Raw genomic sequence first — 16,828 nt, 5'->3', positions numbered from 1 at the left:
CACCTTCTATTTAATTCGTTGCCAGATCTCAGCTTCGACTAATTTGCCATTTTCATACAAGGTGTGGTGCCATAAATCACCTTCAATTTTGTAATCAAATGCCATGGTCTTACCAAGTAGTGAAGGTACATTACCATAGGAAAAAGTTTCGATAAATTGCTGGTCTTGCAAAACATATTTGCCGCCACCAGCATAATGAAAGTTGCCTTGCTTTTGAGTGATATAGCTAAAATGACTGGGTGTAATCAGTTTAACAGAGGTTATTTCTGGCGCTTTTGCCGTCACATAGCCGTCATTGGTTGCATATTTGCCTTCAACAAATTGCCAGCTACCTAATAACGGATTGGCGCTTACCATAGACGAAATAAATAAACTCGATAATAACAGTGTGTTTTTCATAGTGCGTTCCTTAGCAATTTTTAAATAGCATACGCTAACACTATGTTCCTATTAAACAGTTATAGGTTGAGATTTTTTCATTTGAGCTCTCATCGACGAAAAGCGCCAAGACTGCTTATAAGGATAAACATCAAGCAATTGCCCATCGTTTATGGCTGTCTGTAATTGCTGCCACATTGTGGCGGTGAAAATATCTTGATGTGCAGCATTGAAGTAATCAAACGCTCGCTTATTAGCTCTAAAAAATACTTTAAACTGGCTCGGAAATACGTCGTTTTCGGCAATATCAAAGTAGCTTTCGCTGCTTAGCTCATCTAATGAGTCATCGGTTTTTGGCAGTTCTCTAAATTGACACTCTGTCATCGGGCAAATTTCATCATAGTCGTAGAACACTACTCTTCCCCAACGGGTTACACCAAAGTTTTTCATCAGCATATCACCGGGGAAAATATTAGCCCCCGCAAGCTCTTTTATCGCTTTACCGTAATCAACCATTACTAGCTGCAGTTTTCGCTTATCACAGTCGTTGATATACAAATTAAGCGGCGTCATTTTGCGCTCTACATAAACATGGCGCAAAATAAGTGCATTACCCGAGATCACTAAGCTATCGCCAATTTGCTGCTGCATTGTTTGTATGAGCTCATCACTAAATCGGCTTAAATCAAACGCTAAATAACGAAATTCGTGTGTATCAACTAGCCGTCCTACTCGGTCGGCTTGTTTAACAAAGTCGTACTTGGCCATTACTTGTTGTTTGGTGGCTGTTTTTGGTGCACTAAATTTATCTTTTATTACCTTGTACACATAATCTGAGCCTGGGGTGGTAAATACCAGCATCACCATGCCCGGCGTACCCGGCGCAAGTGTGTATTTATCGTCAACGGGGCTATTACGGGTGGTATCAACTTTGTAACGATAAAACTCGGTTTTCGCGTGTTTGATAAAGCCTATGGCATTAAACAGCTCAAAACGTTGCTTATGGGGCATTAAAACACTGAGGTAATCAACGTATCGGGCGGGTTGGTCAGTGTCGACCATAAAATAAGTACGCGCAAAGCCAAACAACAAGCTGAGTTGATCAGCTCCCATCATCACGGCATCAATGTGAAGACCTTTTTCACTGTTTAATAGCGCAATCGCAAATGGCATGTTATCGCCATTTTTAGCAATACAGCGGCCTATGATGTAGCAGGCTTTATTTCTGAAAAACAATGAATTAGCGTATTCAATATAGCCATCGTTGAGAGCAAGCAGCTCATAAACTTGTGGGCATTGTTGTTTCGCTCCAGCAATCAAGGTACGCTGTAACATGGCAACATCATCAGTAAAATCAGCGTATTGTGACCGAAATACATGGCGCTTGATCAAGCTACTAATCGCACTTTCAAAGCCATTTTGCAGGGAAATGCGGCTAACCAATGAATCAAAGGGTCTTGGCCCCAGTTGATATCGTGCTTTTAGTACAAACAAGTGCACATTGCGGATTTTTCGTGAGTCCCAAATTGCACCGAAGGTTGAGTTAAAAAAGGTATGAGCAATAGGCTGGTTTTCATGGCTTTGCACCATTTCTGCGTATATTTGTTTGGCTAATAACCAAAGTGCAGGGTCGTCTACTTCACTATAAGCAATAATTTTTACCGCTTGGCTTACCTTTTTTACTTGCCCTTCGTAAACTTGCAATCGCGATTTCATAGCCCCTTGAACTTGATGCCACTGGCGCTGTTCAAAACGACTTTGTGCACCGAGGGTAATATTTAAAAACTCTGCAAACATAGCCTCAAAGCCAGCATACACCGCACGGGCAAGCTTAGTCGCTACGACCTGATTTAACTGTTCGCTGTGTGATTTAACAGCCAAATATGAACTCTGCTGTGGCATTATTTTTATCGCTTATGCTGATTATTTTAGTCGCCTTGTTTACACACAATAGCAAGCGCGCTTTAATTTAGGTAATTAATAAAGATAATAAATAAGATTGATCAAATGAATATTAGACACGTCGACCTCAACCTATTGGTGTATTTAAATGTCCTCATTGATGAACAAAGTGTGTCTAAAGCCGCCAATAAACTGGCTTTGACTCAACCTGCAATGAGTAACGCCCTTAAGCGTTTACGTGATTTATTTGATGATCCATTATTAGTGAGAGCCGCTGGCACAATGACGCCAACGGCAAAAGCGCTCAGCCTTAAACCTGAAATAGAATCACTGTTAAAAATGGCTGAGGAAATTACTCAGCCAAGTGAGGTATTCGACCCGAGCACAGCGAATATTACGTTTCGGATCATGGCAAACGACTACCTTGAATCAACCCTTATTGCGCCGTTTATCACCCAGCAGCTTGCAAAGAATCCGGGGCTTAACTTTGATATTTTGAGCCCAAGCGATGTTAACCTTCAAGATATGGAAAAAGGCACCATCGACCTTGCCATTAATCGCTTTAACGGCCTGCCCCGCTCATTCCACCAGGCAAGTGTGTGGCGCGACAATTACTGCTGCTTAACACACCCAGACAACTCTTACTTACAACAGCAAAACCTTGAAGGCTACCTTGCTCAAGAACACATTTGGGTGAATCGGGCTGGTTGGGGCGTAGAAGCGGCAGTAACAAATAAATCAGGCAGCCAAAAACTCGGCTGGGTCGATGAGGCATTATGGCAACTAGAACAAACCCGCAATATTCGCGTATTCACCCGCCATTACATGGTGGCGAGCCTACTTTGCCAATCACCTCAACTCATTGCCACATTACCCCGTCGCCAAGCCATGTTACTCGCAAAACACACTGATTTGGTAATAAGTCCAGTGCCATTTCAAATAGTCCCTATTGAAGTAAAAATGTTATGGAGCCCTTTGCTACATCACGCAAACCCACACCAGTGGCTGCGTAGAGAGCTACTTGCCTTTGCCAGTACCGTGGCTGATCGCTAAAAACAGTATAATATTGATAAAATCAATATCAGTTATTGAAAACAACAATTTCATTAATAATGAGTGAAGGGCTAGAGTGAAGTTAAGCACATAAACAAAGAGAAAATGATTATGGAAACTTCAGCGCAATTCACTCAACAGGACGGCCTTTACATCAATGGTCAATTACACTCATTCATCGAGCAGCAGCTTTGTAAAAAAAGCGATTTAGCTTGCGAAGAAATTTACCAAACACTGGCAACAATGGTTGATGAGTTTGGTTGCCAATGCCGTAAAACCAAACATCAAGATGATGATGTTCTACAAGCAGAGACACTGTTAAAAGCATATAGCACAGTACGTACTCACCCGCATTGTCATGTTGATGCACAAACAACAACTGCAGTGTTAGATGAATACTGCTGCCAAGTACCAGCTATTTTAGTGGTTGCGTTAATGGATACATTAACAGGCATGACAAGCAACGAACCTGGTGCAGAACACATTTACCAACGTGCAGCACAGTTAACAGGTAAACCATGTGTCTACGCAGTTAAAAGCGCCAATGCCGCTTAATATGGTTCATTATTTGAGTTACTTATTCGCGCGATGATGCTTGTTGCAAAATCACTGCAACTAAGCATCGTCGCATCGGCTACTAGGTTAGCCAAATCAAACGTCATTTCATTTGCGCTAAGCGTCTGCTCTAGGGCTTTTTCTATTTTATTCGCCGCTTCGTGCCAGCCCATAAAACGTAGCATCATAACCGCACTTAAAATACTGCTTGTTGGATTTGCACTGTCTTCCCCGGCTATGCGATTAAATGTGCCATGAGTCGGTTCAAAAAAGGCCACTTCATTATTTAAGTTTGCCGCAGGCATAATACCTACCCCACCGACTTGTGCGGTTAGCATATCAGCTAAGTAATCGCCGTTTTGATTGGTTGTTACCACCACATCAAATTGCTCTGGGGTGAGCAGCGCTTGTTGTAGCATGTTATCGGCAATGACTTCTTTGATAATTAAATCATCTTGCTCGTCACGTTTGATCACTAACCAACGACCATTTTCATGCGCTACAGCGTTAAACTCTTGCTCAGCAAGGGCAAATGCCCAACGTTTAAAGGCGCCATCGGTAAATTTAAGTACATTGCCTTTGTGCACCACAGTCAGTGATTCACTGTGCTCTTTAAGGGCAAAGTTAAGGGCGTAACGCATCAGTCGCTCTGCCGCCTCTTTCGAGCTATTTTTAATGCCAATACCGCATTGGTTATCAAAGCGAAGTCGGGTGACACCCATTTCTTGGCACAGAAAATCAAGCATACGCTCGTTATCGATACTGCCAGCCTGCCACTCAATGCCTGAGTAAACGTCTTCTGAGCTGTCGCGTATTACTGTGATTTGGGTTTTTTCAGGCTCTTTTAAGGGGGATGGTAAATGCGGATAACTGCGAATGGGCCGCATGTTAACGAATAAATCCATCTCATGACGAAGAGCCACATTTAAAGAGCGAAAACCACCGCCAAGGGGGGTTGTTAGCGGCCCTTTTATGGCAATTTTATACTGCCTAACGGCATGCAGAGTTTCTTGCGGGAACCAGTCGCCATCGTAAAGCGCTGCTGCTTTTTCGCCATTGAACACTTCCATCCAATGTATTTGTTTATCGCCTTGATAAGCATGATTCACTGCAGCATCAACAATATCACGCATCACCGGGCTGATATCTTGACCAACACCATCGCCTTCAATGTAAGCAATAACCGGGTTATCAGGAATATGCCATTGCCCCTTACTATCGATAGTAATTTGCGCGCCATTCGAGGGTACTGAAATATGTTGATACTGCATCATGCCTTCCCAGCAAGGTGTTTTAATAATATTAATATCAAGAAATAGCTAATTTGTCTGTGCTTACAAAGAAATAGCCGCTATTCAAGCAATCAATGCGTTACCTTGGTTATCTCGTCTTGCATGGCACAAAATAAGGAGGCAATAAGCTGCGTATCGAGCGTGACGGTATCTTTTTTAAGCGCAGCATCAACGGCAACCGCTTTAACATAAAGCGTTTCACATTCGAACATGTTCGCAGCACCTTTAAGCATATGAACATTTCTGCTTAAGCCATCAATATCCATCTTTTTGTATTGGTCGCGCATTTCTCGATACTGTTCTTCAAGACCTTTTATGTAGTCATCTTTAAGCGCCTGAAACTCTTTTTCAGGTAATTTGATATCGGCTAACTCATCGCAATCTAAGTAACTGGCAATTTTATGGCTAAACGCGTTTCTATCAATTGGTTTGGCGATTAAATCATTGAAGCCTTGCTTCATATAACGGGCAATTTCATGCTTCATGGTATTCGCTGTCAGTGCAATGATAGGCGCGCTTACTCCCGTTGCTTGCATCATTTTCAATGCCTCTTGACCGTCCATAATCGGCATTTGAATATCGAGTAGAATAAGGTCAAAGCTGTCTTCGAGGGTTGCTTGCACTGCGTCTTTACCATTTTCAACGGTGGTCACTGTCAGCCCCATACGCTCTAATATTCGCGCAATTAAACGTCGGTTGTCTGGGTGGTCTTCGGCAAGTAATACTCTGCCCTTTAAGTTCTCTGGTGCATCAAGCTTACTAAACGGTGAGGTTTCAACGAGCTTCACTTCGCTCATATCATTAAGCCAGCGTGTATTATCTGTAGTATAAATCGACATGGTGAAAATAAACTCACTGCCAGAGCCGACATTACTTTTAACGCTAATATCCCCATCCAATTTTTTGGCGAGGCTCTTTGAAATATTAAGGCCAAGACCCGTGCCACCATATTGCCTAGAAATACTTGAATCCGCTTGATAAAAGGCACTAAACAAGGCTTGCTGCTCTTTGTCTGTCATGCCAATACCGGTGTCTTTTACGCTTATCGACAACTTATCGTTATGACAGCTCACCGTTAAAGTTATACGCCCCACTTGAGTAAACTTAAGGGCGTTGGTTGTTAAGTTTAATAAGATCTGCCTTAAACGACTCGGATCGGTAATTAGGTAGTCTGGCAACGGGAACTGATAATCAACACTGAACTTTAAGCCCTTATCACGGATTTGCTTGCCAATAAGTGACTCAATATTGGCAATCGTGGCAAACAAGTCTGTTTCGACTAAATCTATTTCTAGCTTGTTGGCTTCAATCTTCGACATATCGAGTATATCGTTTATTAAGCCAAGAACATGGCGGCTATTTTGCAATATAACGCCAATCCCATGGTTGCGCTCATGAGGCTTAATGTCCCCGAGCATAATGCCATCTGCATAGCCAATAATTGATGTCATTGGGGTGCGAATCTCATGACTGATATTCGCTAAGAAACGGCTTTTAGCTTCATTCGCATCGCGAAGCTCAGAGGCGAGTTCTTCAAGCTCCAAGGTTCTTAAATGGACTTTTTCTTCTAGATTTTTATTGAGCTCTACGTTGTCATCGTGAAGCAGCCTAAACTTATCAGCAACAGCAAACGCCAGTAACATGGCATCCATCGCTGTGCCTATCAAACCCAATAAATATAAATTAATGGAGGTAGCAGGCAGCAAGCCTAAATTAGTTAAATTTCCGACCATATTCGGTAGCATCATGGCAATGTAAGCAAGCACAAAATAGCGTGCTGGCTTAAAGCCAATGAGCATACAGCGTACACCTATGTATAAGCCTAAACATAAAGCAACACCCGTTACTAACGTTGACCAATAAAAACCAAAGCTTGGCCATAAAATACAAAACGGAATACCCAGAGTAGCGATTACACCCACCGTCAGGGATAATTGCGCCAGTTTGGGAAATGTCTCTTTAAGTTTGAGTAAGTTGTTGTAAAACAGAATATTGGTTAAGGGTGTGAGCGCAAAGCCGAGCCAATGAAGATGAGGATTATAGTAACCAAACAGCTGATCAGAAATATGGAAAAAATGGCTCCAAGCAAACACCCAGGATGCAGTAAATAGCGCGTAGTAAAGGTGTGTGACATCACGAGAAACCAAGTAAATCAATAAGTTATATAAACCAAGTGCAATACCCACCCCAAAGCAAAGCATCATGATCATATTTTCAATGGTTATGTTTTGAAAATAATCTTGATAAGGCGTCAATACCAGCTTTGCGGGAGTATAAAAGTAGTCACTCTCAAAATAAGTGATAAGCGTATAGTGCTTACCTTTTTCAAGAGATAAGCGATTACCATAGTGAAAAGCAAATTGATTCGGCTCGACCCCACCGGTTACAAAGTGCTGTATTGGGGCAGTTGGATCAGTAATATCGTAAATGCGGCTTTCTATTTTCGATACCAAGGTGTTATACGGATAAAGCACTAAATCTTCGATATCACTTAGATTTTCAATTTCAACAATTAACCAATAACTACCGCCAACCGAGCTTATTCGAGATTGCGGTTTTTTGCTTGCTCGCCAAGCATCAATCGCAGCCACCGATTGCGGAAACATATTATCGTTTGCCGTAAACACTTCACCAACATCATGAAGGTTTTGATCAGCCACAGCATCAGTGTAGACAAACGTCTGTTGTGCATTAGCCGAAACACTCAATAGCAATAAAAACAGCAGAGTACTTAAATACAGCTTTAACCGCATTCACAAAACCCCTGTACCATTTTGGAGATGGCAATGACTAGAATTGCAGTGAAACATCAAAGCCATAGCGACGCCCTTCCCCTTTAAAGTCTTCAAGCATGCCTAGGAACGAGCTTAAATCGAACTTTAACTGACTGTATTCAGTATCAAATAAATTTTTGCCCCATAAAGTAAATGACCAATTATCAACATCATATTTTAGATGCGCATTAACAATGCTAAAGCCGTCTTGGCGTGCATATGGATTCATGTTCTGGTCAAAATAAAACTCAGACTGATAATCGTAAATAATGTTGGCCGATAACGGATACGACGCCAAGCTGGTATCGTATTTTAATCCCGCTGATACATTCCATTTAGAGGTAAACGGCAGTTGGTTATCGGTAATGCTGTTGCCAAGTGGGTCAACGTAATCTTCAAATTCAGCATGAGGGATATAGCCAACTGAAAGTAGCATGGCTAATTGCTTAGTTGCTTGGTAATTAATTTCAGTTTCAAGGCCATAAATAGTTGAGTCAGCCACATTTTCAAGTAATTGCACTGGGGGCATTTGCGGTGTTTCTGAGGCTTGATTCATAAACACTTGTTGGTCGTTATAGTCATAGTAAAACGCCGCCCAATTCATTCTAAGTTGCTTCCCAGGCCAGAACGACTTTAAGCCAATTTCATGGGCATTTAAGCGCTCTTTGCCATAGTTTGCTAAGATTGCTTGTTCTTCAGATGACAAAAAGCCTCCGTTGTAGCCACCACTTTTACTACCATTAGCAAAACGATAATAAAGATTGCTTGCATCTGAATAGCGATAATTAACGGCAAATTGACCAGTAAAGCCATTGTCTGATTGCTCATCGGTAACGCGATAAAATGGTACAAGCACTCCGTCTAAGTCGTTCACATCAACCACCGCATTTAACGTGGCGATTGAGTCATACTCAAGTGACTCATAGTCATATCTAAGGCCGGCTGTAATCATCCATTTATCTGCGACAGGCACTTCAATTTGGCTAAATACAGCCAAATTTTGCATCTTGATTTCGTTATCGTAAATAAAGGTCGCGGTTAAGCTTGTCGGTAAAATACCCCGGAAATCACGCAAAATATCATTTAAATTATCTTGCTCAATCGTCTCATCTGCAAAATAAACACCACTGGTGAGTGTGTAATCAGCAAGTTCGTTTAATAACCTGAATTCTTGGCTGAATAGTTGGGTATCTAGCCCTAATACTCCTTCGCACAAACGAGCTGGCGATCCATCGCAGTTAAAAGCGTGGCTTCTTTCTAAATCGTTAAAGCTCGAAAGTGAGGTAAATGTACTTTGCTCGTTTAAATCCCAATTGACTTCGGCGATAAAACCGTAGCCATCAGACTTATGAGGTGAGTCGTTATTGACACTCACAGCAAAGAAGTCATCACTGCCATCATTAAAACCAAAGTTATCAAAACAGCCTGTTGAGCCCGCATCTGCTGGTGAACACAGCTCACCCGTTAAAGGGTTTGCGACAATACCAATACTACCAACTGGCTGGGCAATACCATCCCAATCTTCAATATGCGCTTGCAGGTAAAGATCAACATCATCCCACTCCGACAAAAAAGACACACGTGCATTTTTTTGCTCCATGCCTGCTGTTGGTGAGTCTGCATAAGTATTTTTTGTTGAATATTCATAGTCTTGATAGTTAACAGCAATACGCATTGCGCTGGAGTCTGAGAGTTGCTGGTTCCACATACCATCGACGCTGGTTGCGTTGTTATTAGCAGCACCTAATGTTAGCGAGCCATAGCTATCAAACTCAGGGCGATTTGAGCGTATAAGTATTGCACCACCGGTAGAATTACGACCAAATAAGGTACCCTGCGGGCCGCGTAAAATATCGAGTTGTTCAATATCGTACAAGTTAACAATTTGATTATTAGCAGACCCCACCGCAACGCCATCAAGATACATGGCCACAGGTGAAGTATTCGCCGTATTATAATCAAGTAACCCCACCCCACGGATGCTCACAGCGGGAGGCGTCCCTTCTGCGGCGTTTTGGGTAATTTTAACGTTTGGCGCAAACAAACCAATTTCAGTTGAATCTTTAAAATGCTGAGCTTTTAAAATTTCGCCATCCACTTGGCTTACCGCTACACTTACGTCTTCAATTGCTTGCGGACGCTTTTGTGCATAAACGCTAATAACTTCCATGTCTTTTTCAGTCTCAGCTCCTTGTGCAACAGCGCTTGCCATTACACATGCCGCCAAGCTGGTGCTCGACAACATCATCAACTTAGGATCTTTAAGAAAAGGACGCTTCATTGGCTTTTAGACCTTAAAAGAGGGAAACTTGTTAAATTGTTGTAATTTAGTGGTAAGTATAGACCAAACAATAGATTAAAGTCGCATATAAATCATGAAAATTCATGACTTATACGCATACTTTTTTACAACTTTACTCACACTAACCTTTTTCGAATGCATGCTCTCCGCTGATTTCGCTTGGCCAACCACATATTGCCCGCGCTGTTTGCATACCGGCCATCACAGCAGCCTCAACACAGCCTGCATTAACGCCGGTTTTTATCCAGTCGCCAGTGATGCGCAAATTAACAAACTGACTGCCATCTGTAGCCAGGCGGTATTTACTCGAATCAACCACAGATAAAACATAGCGCTCACTAGGATCGACATTAACGCGCCAATATTGCTGCTCTAGTACAGGTAAAATGCTATGCGGATCACTGTAAAAAACCTGCCAATCAAACTTGTTATCAATATAGGCTTCAGGCCAAAGTGGCCGCATATCTGCGCTAAACAAATTATGCATATTCAATTTTACTTCGGCTTTCATTTGCTCTGGGAATTGATGTGCACTGGCAGGTGGGTAGTTTTCGCAGCTAAACGCACTGCAAAAATAGGCAATGTTCACAGGCGCATTTTCACTTGGCCAATCTTCTTTATCGAGTAAGTTACCCAATGCCGCCCAGGTATCAAACGGCTCGACAAAGCCACTTAAAATAGGCCCTTCGTGAGCAGCATTAGTTTGCGTAAAGCCAAGTTGTGAGTCGGTTTTATTCAACCATACTTGGCAAGCCTGAGTCGCCACACTTTGCACTTTTGTTGCTTGTTGAGAAAGCGCGTAATCTACAGCTAAAAGTTCAGAGGCAACGTGTTCAAGAGAGGCAACCGACACACCTAAAATCAGTGTATCAAAATCAATACCATGGCGAAGCATCACTGTTGGCAATGCAGTACTAAAGTGTTCTTGATACACTTCGGGCCAATTACTCCAAAATGACTCTAAATTGATTTGATATTCTTGCAATAAGTGCGCTTGTGCGGGGCTGATTTGCTCATACAGGGGTTCACTTGGCCAGCATGGCAGCTGCTTTACATCTATGAGCGGTTCATAGTCTTTGCCAACTAAACTGACCTGTTGGCAAAGCTCAATCTCACTTACCTGCGGCTCACCTTGGTCAGTTTGCCCAGCAGATAAGTTAGTTAACTGATGGAAAAACTTAAACTTAACGCCGCGCTGCTTTAAAAGTTCATAAATTGGTCCGAAAATGACATCGCCCATGCCTGCTTGCATTTTCCACATCACGCCGCCTTTATAGCAAAGCCCTATACGTAACATAGCAAGGGCGGCAACGCCTGCTTCAACATTGGGTTTACTAAAGTCACCTTTAGGGTAAGCGAACACCAAATCATAAAAGCCGCGCACTGGCGCTGAATCAACGCTGTAAGTTTTATTCGCACCATTTTTTTCGAGCCACTGACGAAAGTCGTAGCAATTAATGACACCAAAACCGTCGCGATATACTTTGTCTTTAATCAGTCCTGTGAGCATTGCAATCGCAAGATCGGCACAAATATAAAGTCTGCGCAGCTCCGGGTTGTCATCGAGTAAATCAATAACTTGGTCTTTAAACCAACGTTTTAACTTTCTGACGATATACCAAATCACCAGCCGATCGGCCTGCTTATCTGTATGGGTGGCCTGCTTTTCGGTGAACTGCAGCAAATGAGTTATCAATGTTCGTGGGTTCGAGGCAATTTCAGTTGCACCTGCTTCAATATCATCAATAAACTGCTTTGCGCCATTTAAATGGGTATCAATGTCTGCTTTGATTTCTTGATACATGTGTTTGAGTAACGATTGATCCCGTGATTTTTTAGTCACTAAAATGGTTTTAGCATCTTGCTGCTGACAAACATGCTCAATGCCTTCGGTCCATTTTTTTAGCCATGCTAATGTCATGGTGACAAAGTCCCACACTGTTATATCTAGACTGCCATCAGCGGGGTTCCCTTCAACGGTAGGAAAATCTATCGACCAAGTTTGCCATTCGTTATCAATAAACTCTTGTAAAGCAATAAAACTGTGTGGTTTAAATGCCTGCTGCCAAGTAGCCAATGAACAACTAGCTGGTCGATTGAGTGAGTTATACTCCCTAACACATTAAACGAGGTTGATTCGGTTGCTAGTAGGTTTAAAGTTGCATCAACATACTGCTGCATTTTTTGCTCACAGCCAGACACAAAAAATCCGTACATTTGCGCATTGAACATTCGACAAGGTGGTTTAGCAACTGGGTTAGATAAGAAGTGGCTGTAATTTGCTTGGTCCGTCATAGTCATTACTTATATTATTGTTTAGTAATGACTATAGACTAGTTTTTAATGGTTGGTGGCAACTTCTAGATGACAACTTTCTTTTAACAGTTGTTCTGTAAATTGCTGATAGCCAAGCTGATTAAAATTCTCAGATAACGGATTCATAAAACCATGACCAAAGTCGGCTATTTCACAGCTCACCTTCGCTTTACTTTTCAATGTTGCAATCACAGGCTTTATATCAAAATGTTCTTCACTGTGAGGAAAAATAAATCGGCAAGGAACTTTGGCTTCAAGCTCAAGGTGGTGCCTGACTTGGGATGGATAAAAGGCAATAATTTTTTTAATGAATGAATTTTTTAACTCTGCTTGAGCTCGCCAAACAGCCGCTGCGCCTGCACTAAATGCAATAATCGTGGTTGGCTGACGAATAGCGGCCATTTTGACATGTACCCGTTCAAAATAACTATCATGCCCGCAATGAGTTATAAAATGCTGGTATTGAAACTGCTCGTTTATAGGGAGCTGAATTTCTCCTAGATAAGGATCGCAAAGACTCACTTTACCGCGAAGCTGCTGAGCAAGCAGCGATAAATGCGCTGTTTTACCGAATATATCTGATACCAAAAGGTAATTCATAAGCATACTTCTTATTATTATTTTGTGCCTAATCACAATACGCCTGTTTCTGTTAAACATCCAGAGATTATTTTTGATGTTTAAAAAATAAACCTTGCGCTTAGTTAATTCTTACAGTAATCTACTTGTCTGGTTTTTAGAAACCACGCGGTTAACCCCTTACCTTGATCCAGTAATTCCCGCATATTCGTATAAATACTTGCAACTTGTTTGCTAAATGACATTTTGATGAATTTTCAAATCATCACCAAACTGTCACAAACTTAGTCAACACTGTTAGCAAGACAACAAATGTCGGTCTGTATTTTTAAATGCCTTTTAAAGCTCTACAGACACTGACAAAAGAAAGAGTGAGTTTTATTATGTCATATAAATACAACGGATCTTTGATCCAGATCGCACATCCAGTGCAATCAATCTCGGTAAATAAACAGCGTGTAATTTTTAGTGACACGCAGGGCTTAAAAAATGCCATCTTCCAAAAGGCCAGTGATGCACGCCAATTTGTGAAGTGGTTAAAAGCCAACTAAACCCTACCGATAAACGCCAGCCAACAAGCTGGCGTTTTAGTTTTCACCACCAGCCTGCATATAGCTAAATTCCTGCTACACTTATATTTTTAGCCCATAAATAGGTAGTAAAAATGCGTTTTGTGTGGTCTATTTTACTATTACTTTTTTGCCTGCCAGTTGCTGCAACCAAGCAACCGAAGGCTATTGAGTGGATCATGGTCGATTTTGCCCCCTACTACATCATGCATGATAAATATAAAAGCACAGGTCGTGATGAAAGTGTGATCAAATTATTAGAAAAAGCACTGCCTGAGGTTTCATTTAAACGCACTTTATTGCCAGCCAGTCGTGCTGTGCATGAACTATCAAACCCACAAAATAATTACTGTATGCTGTCGTTATATCAAAGCGAGCACCGCAAGCAGCATATTCAGTTTACTGAACATTCATCAACTGTTGGTTTGTCGCCGTCTATTTCAATACGTAAAGAGTTAGCAAAAAAACTTAAGCTAGGCTCAACAAAACCTGTGTCACTTAAATCATTACTAGCCGAAAACCTTGCTTTAGGGGTCTCTATGAGTCGCTCTTTTGGAGCAAATATCGACAAAGTTATTAACGAAAGTCATGACGCTAATATTATCTCACGCCCCGGCAGAGACACCCTCGCAAGCCTAACTTATATGCTACAAAAAAAGCGTATTGATATATTACTTGGCTACCCAAGCGAGCATTATTACTTGGCTCATTCCATGGGCTTTGAAGATGACTTAACTCAACTATCACTTACTGAAGCTCCGGCGTTAAGCATTGGCTATATAGGCTGCACTAAAAACAAGCAAGGTGAGGTAACGGTAAAATTATTAGATGAAGCTCTTGAGAAAATCGCTCATACAGATGCTTTTCATGATGTGTTAGTTCGCTGGCTACCGGATAATTTGCAGCCCATTTTAGAAAAGAGATTAAAAGATAGAAACGAAAGTGCCGCTCATTAAGCGGCACTTTTAAGTTTACCAACCCACATAGTTATGCGAATTGGCGGTCGTATTAACGGTGCTTACTTACGCACACCTTCAATGAATAAACCAATATCAACATGCGTAGAAGCAGGGCCAAGGTTGTAGTCAATACCATAGTCAGTTAATTTAAGACTTGTTTCGCCTTCAAAACCAACACGGTAACCGCCCCACGGATCTTTACCTTCACCAATTTTGTCAATTTCAAAAGTAATGGTTTTGGTTACACCATTCAAGGTAAATTCACCAGTAACATCTGCTTCGTCACCGTCTTCATCAAACTTGATTGAGGTACTTTTAAATGTTGCAGTTGGGTATTTATCAACATTTAAGAAGTCTTTACCGCGTAAGTGCTTGTCACGCTCAGCATGGTTTGAGTCGATGCTTTTAGTATCAATCGTTACATTGATTTTAGATGCATTAGGCGCTTTATCGTCATAGCTAAAATCACCTGAGAAAGTATTAAAGCGACCATGTAACCAGCTGTAACCTAAGTGCTTAATTTTAAAAGTTACAAATGCGTGTGCACCGTCTGTATCAATAACGTAGTCAGCTGCATTTGCGTTTGCTGTTGAGAAAAGTGCAGCACTTAGTGCTGTGCCTAATAGTAATTTTTTCATATTAATCATCCTTCAATGGTTTGATCATTCTAATTAAGGTTTTATCTTTATCGATAAAATGATGTTTTAGTGCCCCTAAAGCATGTAAAACAACCACAGCTATTAGCCCATACGCGGCATAAAAGTGAATTTTACCTGCAATATCTTCTTGGTTTGCGACCGACTCTGGTAATGCCGGTACAGCAAATAAATTAAATACTTCAATTGCACGGCCATCAGCCGTAGAAATTAAATAGCCAGATGTCACAATGACGATTAATGCTAAATAAATTAGTTTATGGACTGAGTGTGCAACTCGATTCATTGCTTTTGAACTACCTGCAACAGGCTCAGGTTGGGTGCCTAATAAGCGCCAACCAAATCGAAACAACAACAATGCCGCTAAGGTAATGCCTACGCTTTTATGTAAGTCTAAAGAGCCTTTGTACCAAGCGTCGTAATAGGTTAGCTCAACCATATACACGCCTAAGCCAAACAAACCAAACACCCCAAGTGCCATTAACCAGTGCACTAAGATGGCAACCCAGCCATAACTTGACTTTGAATTCTTTAACATACTCATTTCCCATGAGAATCGTGAAACTAAATATAGATTAACCGATGGGTTATATAATGAAAATAGCGTAAAACGAACAGCTTCTGTGCGTATATGCACACACAAGGGAGAAGTTGAAAGGTGCTCGTTTTTTATTTTTTTGTTTCAACTTTTAGGGGAATTAATTACTTTTTAATGTAAATTTGAAAAAACAATAAATACATTTCACAAAGCTGGCCATAATTGGCCAGCTAATCTCTGAAATTATATTGCCAACTTAGGAACGCAGCTCATTTGCTGTACTTGAGTAATCTATACCTTTCACAACTACACGAAGTTCAGTTCTATCCTTCATGATTTCGTCAGCTTCACTTTGTAGCCACTCAACCGTTTGGGCTAATGTCATCATATCGTCTGTTTCAGGGTGCTTCCATTTACGGGTTTCTCTCATCATTATCAGCAGGCAGCCGACACAGCTCCGTTTATGATTAAGGTACTGTCCAATAAGTTGGTCAATTAAAGCTTTCTTCAATGCGGAGCCAGACCAATTACCTCTTTTGTCTACTACCTTCAACTCTATTGAGGCATAACCATCAAACCTAGAGGCTTGCAGCCTAATATCCGTTCGTTTTTCAGCTATAACAACAGCTTCTTGACTTACAGAATATGCCTCATGACTATTAGCGTCTAGGTAAGAAGATATAAACCTTCTCGCTTCTAGCTCACCCCTTACTACCCTAAATGTATCGACAACACTAAACTCATCGTTAAGCAGATGGTGTTCGAAGTCATCTAATCGGCTTGTCATTACGTTGAATAACCCGTCGTTATCACGAGGGATATATTTGTTTTTATCAACAAGCTCATTATAAGCTTTTACATTCATTGGGGTTTCAGGTTCAGATAGTGAGGCGGCTACATCAATGGCCATTTGGTTCAGCCTACTCTCCAAATGCTTAGCCTGAGGTATTTTTGC

15 protein-coding genes are annotated in these 16,828 nt (G+C 41.4%); 4 read left to right on the top strand and 11 right to left on the bottom strand.

Annotated features, from left to right (window positions below; genetic code table 11):
• Nucleotides 1-6 precede the first annotated feature (6 nt).
• Together HUS62_RS00075 and aceK are read right to left on the bottom strand one after the other, a co-directional pair.
• The gene (locus tag HUS62_RS00075) at nucleotides 7-399 is read right to left on the bottom strand and encodes a hypothetical protein (protein WP_058584827.1); all 393 of its coding nucleotides are present in this window, start codon (nucleotides 397-399) and stop codon (nucleotides 7-9) included.
• Nucleotides 400-450: 51 nt separating this feature from the next.
• On the bottom strand, nucleotides 451-2,280 hold the full coding sequence (gene aceK, locus HUS62_RS00070) for a bifunctional isocitrate dehydrogenase kinase/phosphatase (protein WP_175078140.1): 1,830 nt from the start codon (nucleotides 2,278-2,280) through the stop codon (nucleotides 451-453).
• 105 nt (nucleotides 2,281-2,385) lie between these two features.
• On the opposite strand from aceK, the gene HUS62_RS00065 reads away from it, so the two are divergent.
• Both HUS62_RS00065 and HUS62_RS00060 read left to right on the top strand, forming a co-directional pair.
• Entirely contained in the window at nucleotides 2,386-3,333 is a 948-nt protein-coding gene (locus HUS62_RS00065) for a LysR family transcriptional regulator (protein ID WP_054561245.1), read from the top strand.
• A gap of 111 nt (nucleotides 3,334-3,444) precedes the next feature.
• Entirely contained in the window at nucleotides 3,445-3,888 is a 444-nt protein-coding gene (locus HUS62_RS00060; RefSeq protein WP_175078139.1) for a hypothetical protein, read from the top strand.
• On the opposite strand, the gene icd is transcribed toward HUS62_RS00060, so the two are convergent.
• The 6 genes from icd to HUS62_RS00030 form a co-directional block, all read right to left on the bottom strand.
• The gene (icd, locus tag HUS62_RS00055) at nucleotides 3,885-5,159 is read right to left on the bottom strand and encodes an NADP-dependent isocitrate dehydrogenase (protein ID WP_175078395.1); all 1,275 of its coding nucleotides are present in this window, start codon (nucleotides 5,157-5,159) and stop codon (nucleotides 3,885-3,887) included. The genes HUS62_RS00060 and icd overlap by 4 nt on opposite strands.
• Nucleotides 5,160-5,251: 92 nt before the next feature.
• Nucleotides 5,252-7,933: a 7TM diverse intracellular signaling domain-containing protein gene (locus HUS62_RS00050; protein WP_175078138.1), complete on the bottom strand. Its 2,682-nt coding sequence runs from the start codon at nucleotides 7,931-7,933 to the stop codon at nucleotides 5,252-5,254.
• Between the two features lie 37 nt (nucleotides 7,934-7,970).
• The gene (locus tag HUS62_RS00045; protein ID WP_258536696.1) at nucleotides 7,971-10,235 is read right to left on the bottom strand and encodes a TonB-dependent receptor; all 2,265 of its coding nucleotides are present in this window, start codon (nucleotides 10,233-10,235) and stop codon (nucleotides 7,971-7,973) included.
• A 142-nt stretch (nucleotides 10,236-10,377) separates the two neighbouring features.
• The gene (locus HUS62_RS00040; protein WP_175078137.1) at nucleotides 10,378-12,333 is read right to left on the bottom strand and encodes a hypothetical protein; all 1,956 of its coding nucleotides are present in this window, start codon (nucleotides 12,331-12,333) and stop codon (nucleotides 10,378-10,380) included.
• The gene (locus HUS62_RS00035; RefSeq protein ID WP_175078136.1) at nucleotides 12,246-12,551 is read right to left on the bottom strand and encodes a hypothetical protein; all 306 of its coding nucleotides are present in this window, start codon (nucleotides 12,549-12,551) and stop codon (nucleotides 12,246-12,248) included. Before HUS62_RS00035 ends, HUS62_RS00040 begins: the two co-directional genes overlap by 88 nt.
• Before the next feature lie 45 nt (nucleotides 12,552-12,596).
• Nucleotides 12,597-13,172, bottom strand: coding sequence for a hypothetical protein (locus HUS62_RS00030; RefSeq protein WP_063704584.1), 576 nt, complete (start codon nucleotides 13,170-13,172; stop codon nucleotides 12,597-12,599).
• Between the two features lie 362 nt (nucleotides 13,173-13,534).
• Here HUS62_RS00030 and HUS62_RS00025 point away from each other — a divergent pair, with 362 nt between their 5' ends.
• Nucleotides 13,535-13,702, top strand: coding sequence for a hypothetical protein (locus HUS62_RS00025; RefSeq protein ID WP_165381452.1), 168 nt, complete (start codon nucleotides 13,535-13,537; stop codon nucleotides 13,700-13,702).
• Nucleotides 13,703-13,815: 113 nt separating this feature from the next.
• On the top strand, nucleotides 13,816-14,676 hold the full coding sequence (locus HUS62_RS00020; RefSeq protein WP_175078135.1) for a transporter substrate-binding domain-containing protein: 861 nt from the start codon (nucleotides 13,816-13,818) through the stop codon (nucleotides 14,674-14,676).
• Between the two features lie 62 nt (nucleotides 14,677-14,738).
• Here the strand turns inward: HUS62_RS00020 and HUS62_RS00015 are convergent, their stop codons facing one another.
• The 3 genes from HUS62_RS00015 to HUS62_RS00005 all read right to left on the bottom strand — a co-directional run.
• Nucleotides 14,739-15,317, bottom strand: a complete 579-nt coding sequence (locus HUS62_RS00015) for a YceI family protein (RefSeq protein ID WP_054561236.1) — start codon at nucleotides 15,315-15,317, stop codon at nucleotides 14,739-14,741.
• 1 nt (nucleotide 15,318) lies between these two features.
• Nucleotides 15,319-15,873 carry a cytochrome b gene (locus tag HUS62_RS00010; RefSeq protein WP_054552924.1) on the bottom strand — a complete coding sequence of 185 codons (555 nt, stop codon included), beginning with the start codon at nucleotides 15,871-15,873 and terminating at the stop codon, nucleotides 15,319-15,321.
• Nucleotides 15,874-16,129: 256 nt separating this feature from the next.
• A partial coding sequence (locus tag HUS62_RS00005) for a hypothetical protein (RefSeq protein ID WP_220094935.1) occupies nucleotides 16,130-16,828 on the bottom strand: 699 nt, incomplete at its 5' end.

The organism is Pseudoalteromonas sp. 0303 (assembly GCF_013349995.1).
GTDB lineage: Bacteria > Pseudomonadota > Gammaproteobacteria > Enterobacterales > Alteromonadaceae > Pseudoalteromonas.
The sequence above is the reverse complement of the archived record's forward strand: the minus strand, read 5'-3'. Positions and strand labels throughout refer to the sequence as shown.